Consider the following 6,410-nt stretch of genomic DNA (forward strand, 5'->3'; position numbering starts at 1 on the left):
CGCGGAACTGTCAGGACGGGTAATTGATGCGCTTGACGGCGCCGTCTCCGGCGAAGGCGATGTAGCCGCCGCCGTAATCGCTGGAGACGTAGACCGACAGCGACAACTCACCGGGGGCCGTCGGATCCCGGGCCGGTTCGACGATCAGGTAGGTGGATTTGACGTCGGAGGGTTTGATCCCGAGCGTTTCGGGCGCCCCGCGCAGGATGCCGACCGCGGCCTTCGGGTCGAAGCGGCCCAGATCCACCGCGGCGGCATCGCTGCTCTTGGCCGAGGTGGACGGGTCGTCCCAGCCCCCGCGGTAGGTGTAGTTCAGTTCGCGGCGCTGCTCGGCGGGATCGGGCCGGGTCAGCGACGCGTATTCGGGGTAGATGACCAGCCGGTACCCGGTGGTGTCGCCGAACTTCTGGCGGGCCTGCTCCAGCAGTCCGGTCAATCCGCCCAGCGAATGCAGCTGTCGCGGCGGGGTGAGCACCACCGGGGTGATGCCGTCGGGTTTGGCGCCGGGGTCGGAGGTGAAATCGAACGGGGAGCTGGTGTTGCCGTAGAGGCCCCAGCCGATACCGATCCCCAGCAGGCCCGCGGCCGCCAACGCTCCCAGGGCGATACCGCGGCTGCCCAGTCTCAGCGGTTTGACCAGTACCGGCAACTGCGTCGGCGCACTGGCGGTCTGCAGATCGGTGACCAGGTCGTGCAAATCGCCCAGGGTGACGGCCCGGGTGGCCGCGCTGACCCGTTCCCGGTGCTCCTCGGATGTCAGCTGGCCCTCGGCCAGGCCGGTGTCGAGGATCCGGCAGGTGTCATCGCGATCACTGTCTTTGGCCCGGGTTCCGGACGTCTGCCGCATTGCCACGGCGATGATGCTAGAAGCCCGCGGCATGCGGTGGCCCGGAAATCCGCCGGTCGGTGCGGGATGCGGGAGTTCATCACACCCGCCCGCGCGGACCCGACGTACTCTGGTCACCGTGCGATTGCAGCGACAGGTGGTGGACTACGCGCTTCGGCGCCGTTCCCTGCTGGCCGAGGTCTACTCCGGGCGTACCGGGGTGTCCGAGGTGTGCGACGCCAACCCCTATCTGCTCCGGGCGGCGAAGTTCCACGGCAAGCCCAGCGCGGTGGTCTGCCCGATCTGCCGCAAGGAGCAGCTGACCCTGGTGTCGTGGGTCTACGGCGACGACCTGGGGGCGGTGTCGGGTTCGGCGCGTTCCGCTGAGGAGCTTGTCCTGCTGGCCACCCGCTACCCGGAGTTCTCGGTGCACGTTGTCGAGGTGTGCCGGACCTGCAGCTGGAATCACCTGGTGAAGTCGTATGTGCTGGGCCTCGCGCGCCCGCCGAAGGGGTCTCGGGGTCGGCGGGCGGCACGCAGCGGAGCCCGTACCGCCAGTGAGTAAACACCACGAGGACCGGCCGAAGCCTGCCTCGGCCGGACCTTCCGACGTCGGTGCCCACCGCGCACCGGCCGCGCCCGATGACCGGCAGACCACGATCATCCCCGCCGTCGATGACGCCGTGACCGCAGATCTGCGCGACCCGATCGACGCCGTCAAAGCGGCGCTGGACGGCGCGCCGCGACGCCGCGAGCAGACGCTGAGCGGACGCGTTCCGCGCCGGCCACCGCCGGAGGAACCGGCCGAGCCGCCGCCGCGGCGCTCGGGCCGTCTCGAGCACACCGACCGGCCCGCGGCGCCGGACCCGCTGGACTGGCTGCGCCGGCACCCGCCGAACTGGCGGTGGATCCGGCGGGGCCTCTACGTCTCCGTTGTGGTGATGCTGGTGCTGCCGATCATCACCTTCGCGATGGCCTACTCCATCACCGAGGTGCCCTCACCCGGCGACATCCGCACCAACCAGGTGTCGACGATCCTGGCCAACGACGGCTCGGAGCTCGCCAAAATCATTCCGCCGGAGGGTAATCGCGTCGACATCGACATCAACCAGGTGCCGGTGTATGTCCGCAACGCCGTGCTGGCCGCCGAGGACCGCGACTTCTACTCCAACCCGGGGTTCTCCGTGTCCGGTTTCGCCCGCGCCATCAAGAACAACCTCTTCGGCGGTGACACCCAGGGCGGTTCGACGATCACCCAGCAGTACGTCAAGAACGCACTGGTCGGCTCCGAGCGGGCCGGGCTGCGCGGATTGATCCGCAAGGCGAAAGAGCTCGTGATCGCCACCAAGATGTCCAGCGCCTGGTCCAAAGATGATGTGCTGCAGGCCTATCTGAACATCATCTACTTCGGCCGCGGCTCCTACGGGATCGCCGCGGCATCCAAGGCCTACTTCGACAAGCCCGTCGAGCAGCTCGACGTCGCTGAGGGAGCGCTGCTGGCCGCGCTGATCCAGCGGCCGTCCTCACTGGATCCCGCCGTGGACCCCGAAGGCGCGATCGACCGGTGGAATTGGGTGCTCGACGGCATGGTGGAGACCGGTGCGCTCACCGCCGCAGAGCGTGCCGCACAGGCGTTTCCGGCGACGGTACCGCCGGAGCTGGCCCGTTCCCAGAACATCACCACCGGCCCCAACGGGCTGATCCAGCGGCAGGTCACCAAGGAGCTGCTCGAGCTGTTCAACATCGACGAGCAGACGCTGAACACCCAGGGCCTGCAGATCACCACCACCATCGACCCGCAGGCGCAGAGCGCCGCCGAGGACGCGGTGGAGACCTACCTCAAAGGCCAGATCCCCAATATGCGCTCGGCGGTGGTCTCCATCGATCCGCGCAACGGCGCGGTGCGCGCCTACTACGGGGGCGCGGATGCCAACGGCTTCGACTTCGCCCAGGCCGGTCTGCAGACCGGGTCGTCGTTCAAGGTGTTCGCTCTGGTGGCCGCGTTGGAGCAGGGCATCGGTCTGGGTTATCAGATCGATAGTTCCCCGCTGACCCTCGAGAACGGCCGGATCAAGATCACCAACTCCGAGGGTGAGAGCTGCGGGGTCTGCAACATCGCCGAGGCGCTCAAGCGCTCCCTGAACACCGCCTACTACCGGCTGATGCTCAAGCTCAAGAACGGCGCGCAGGACGTCGCGGACGCCGCCCATGCCGCCGGTGTCGCCACGAGTTTCCCCGGTGTGCCGCATACTCTTTCGCAAGACGGCGGGCCACCTGAAGGGGGTGTGGTCCTGGGGCAGTACCAGACCAGGGTGATCGACATGGCCTCGGCGTACGCGACACTGGCCGCCTCGGGCGTCTACCATCCGCCGCACTTCGTGGAGAAAGTGGTCAACGCCGAGGGCCAGGTGCTCTTCGACGCGCAGATGTCTGAAGACACCGGCGAGCAGCGCATCCCCAAGGCGGTCGCCGACAACGTCACCGCGGCGATGCAGCCCATCGCCGGCTGGTCGCGCGGGCACAATCTGGCCGGCGGGCGGCCCTCGGCGGCCAAGACCGGGACCACTCAGCTGGGCGACACCGGCGCCAACCGGGACGGCTGGATGGTCGGCTACACGCCGTCGCTGTCGACCGCGGTGTGGGTCGGTACCACCGGGGGCGATGAGCCACTGGTCAATCAGTGGGGCGGTCCGGTCTACGGCGCGGGCATTCCGGCCGACATCTGGAAGGCGACCATGGACGGCGCCCTGCGGGGTACCGCCAGCGAAACCTTCCCGACGCCCACCGAGATCGGCGGCTATGCCGGGGTCCCGGCCGCGCCGCCGCCGCCCCCGCCGTTGGAGTCCCTGCCGCCGGAGCCCTCGGAGACCGTCATCCAGCCGACGATCGAGATCGCGCCGGGCATCACCATCCCGATCGGTCCGCCCACCACGATCCCGGCCGCACCGCCCCCGCCGCAGCCCTCGCCGCCGGGCCAGGAGCCCCAGTCTCCGGTAGCGCCCGAGCAGCCCGCGCCCGCGCCGGCCGAACCGGCGCTCCCGGCGCCGTAGCCTGCGCTTTTCCCGCTTCGTTTCAGCGCGACACCGTCGGCAGCAGACGTACCCTGGTGAGCATGCGACTGCAGCGACGCATGGGAGAAGGCGGGCTTGACGGCGCGTCGGCGTCTGTCGCGGGGTGTTCTGACCGCGCTACGGCGACCAAGGGCGTGATGCTCGATCTCTACCTGCGGGGATGCGCGCACCGCCGGTGAGCAGCAGGGGCCCGACGGTGCCGGGCACCAACAGCGCCACTGCAGACCCGATGCGGCCGCTGGAGGACTCACCGCAAGCACCTCCCGCCGAGGCGGCGGAGAGCGCGCCCGGGGAAGAACCGGACCTGCGCGACCCGATCGAGATGGTCCGGGCGGCCCTGGAAAAGTTGGAAAAATCGGAAAAATTGGAAAAGTTGCGGTCGGAGGGCGAAAACGCCGCCGCCCCAACCGATTCAGCACCGGATGCCGAGGTCGCAGACCCGCTCGGTCCCCGGCGGCGGGTGAACTGGTCCTGGATCCGGCGTGGCCTCTACGCCGTCACCGCCACCATGCTGGTGGTCCCGGTGGTCACCTTCGGCATGGCCTACCGCACCGTCGAGATTCCCGGCCCCGGCGACATCCACACCGATCAGGTGTCGAGGATCTTCGCGGCGGACGGCACCGAACTGGCGAGAATCGTTCCGCCGGAAGGCAACCGGATTGACGTCAAGATCACCCAGGTGCCGGTCCACGTGCGGGACGCGGTGCTGGCCGCCGAAGACCGTGACTTCTACACCAACTCCGGCTACTCGTTCTCGGGGTTGTTCCGGGCGGTCAGCAACAACCTGCTCGGCGGCGACCTGCAGGGCGGTTCGACCATCACCCAGCAGTACGTCAAGAACGCGTTGGTGGGATCCCAACGGGACGGTGTCGGGGGAGTGGTCCGCAAGGGCAAAGAGCTCGTCATCGCCACCAAGATGTCGCACGTGTGGCCCAAGGACGAGGTGCTGGAGGCCTACCTCAACATCATCTACTTCGGCCGCACCACCTACGGGATCGCCGCGGCGGCACGGGCGTACTTCGACAAGCCGGTCGAGGAACTCACCGTCGCCGAAGGCGCGCTGTTGGCGGCGGTGATCCAGCGGCCGTCCGCCCTGGACCCCGCGATCAACCCCGAACGCGCCGTCAACCGGTGGAATTGGGTGCTCGACGGGATGGTGGCTACCGGGACTTTGACGCTCGCCGAGCGGGCCAGGCAGAAGTTCCCGGCCACGATCCCCCCGGACCAGGCGCGCATCGCCGACCAGGCCTCGGGGCCCAATGGGCTTATCCGGCGCCAGGTCACCGCCGAGCTGCTGGATCTGTTCAACATCGACGAGCAGACCCTGAACATGCAGGGCCTGCGGATCACCACCACCATCGACATGAAGGCGCAGCGGGCGGTGGAGAAGGCGGTGGATGCGGTCATGGCCGGGCAGAAGCCGTTCCTGCGCACCGCGGTGGTCTCCATCGACCCGCGCAGCGGCGCGGTGCGGGCCTATTACGGCGGCGCGGATGGCGGTGGTTTCGATTTCGCCCAGGCCGGTCTGCAGACCGGGTCGTCGTTCAAGGTGTTCGCCCTGGTCGCCGCGCTGGAGCAGGGGATCGGCCTGGGATATCAGGTCGACAGCGGCCCGCTCACCGTCGGCCGGACCAAGATCAGCAATGTGGGCGGCGCCAGCTGCGGGGTCTGCAACATCGCCGAGGCGCTCAAGCGCTCCCTCAACACCGCCTACTACCGGCTGATGCTCAAGCTCAAGCACGGCCCCCGCGACGTCGCCGATGCCGCGCACCGGGCCGGGGTCGCCGAAAGCTTCCCCGGTGTCGAGCACACGCTGTCCGAGGACGGCCGCGGCGGGCCACCGGAGAACGGCATCGTGCTCGGTCAGTACCAGACCAGGGTGATCGACATGGCCTCGGCGTACGCCACCCTGGCCAACTCGGGGATGTACCACCCGCCGCACTTGATCGAGAAGGTCACCGGGCCCGACGGCCGGGTACTCTTCGACGTCAGCGCCACCGCAGGGGACTCCGGCGAGCAACGCATCCCCAAGGCGGTGGCCGACAATGTCACCGACGCGATGAAGGCGATCCCCGGTTGGTCGGGGGGTCACGACTTGGCCGGCGGGCGGCCCGCCGCCGCCAAGACCGGCACCACCCAGCTCGGCAACACCGGGGCGAACCGGGACGCCTGGATGGTCGGTTACACACCGACGCTGTCGACCGCGGTGTGGGTCGGCACCGAAACGGGAGATGAGCCGCTGACGAACAAGTGGGGCGGGCCGGTCTACGGCGCGGGCCTGCCGGCTCAGATATGGAAGGCCAGCATGGACGGTGCGCTCTCGGGCAGCCCCGTCCTTCAGTTCCCCAAGCCCACCGAGATCGGTGGCTTCGCCGGGGTGCCGTCCGTGGCGCCGCCCCCGCCGCCGATGGACTGGTATCCGCCGCCGCCGCGCGACGAACCGGAGGAGCTGCCGCCGCCGCCCTTCCCGGTGCCGGAGATGTTCCCGCCACCTCCGCCGCCGCCGCCACCAC

Annotated in this window: 4 protein-coding genes; 3 read left to right on the forward strand and 1 reads right to left on the reverse strand. The window is 69.2% G+C overall.

The window, feature by feature from the left end:
* Positions 1-10: 10 nt before the first annotated feature.
* Positions 11-847: a DUF1707 SHOCT-like domain-containing protein gene (locus BST28_RS13855; RefSeq protein WP_019737949.1), complete on the reverse strand. Its 837-nt coding sequence runs from the start codon at positions 845-847 to the stop codon at positions 11-13.
* A 118-nt stretch (positions 848-965) separates the two neighbouring features.
* Between BST28_RS13855 and BST28_RS13860 the strand changes: the two genes are divergently transcribed.
* The 3 genes from BST28_RS13860 to BST28_RS13870 form a co-directional block, all read left to right on the forward strand.
* On the forward strand, positions 966-1,391 hold the full coding sequence (locus BST28_RS13860) for a DUF5318 family protein (RefSeq protein ID WP_019737950.1): 426 nt from the start codon (positions 966-968) through the stop codon (positions 1,389-1,391).
* Complete coding sequence (locus BST28_RS13865) at positions 1,309-3,876, forward strand: transglycosylase domain-containing protein (RefSeq protein WP_420093439.1); 2,568 nt, start codon at positions 1,309-1,311, stop codon at positions 3,874-3,876. The genes BST28_RS13860 and BST28_RS13865 overlap by 83 nt, the downstream gene beginning before the upstream one ends.
* 181 nt (positions 3,877-4,057) lie before the next feature.
* Positions 4,058-6,410, forward strand: a 2,353-nt coding sequence (locus tag BST28_RS13870) for a transglycosylase domain-containing protein (protein WP_083081462.1), incomplete at its 3' end; no start/stop codon positions are given.

It is taken from the genome of Mycolicibacter kumamotonensis, from assembly GCF_002086285.1.
Lineage (GTDB): Bacteria > Actinomycetota > Actinomycetes > Mycobacteriales > Mycobacteriaceae > Mycobacterium > Mycobacterium kumamotonense.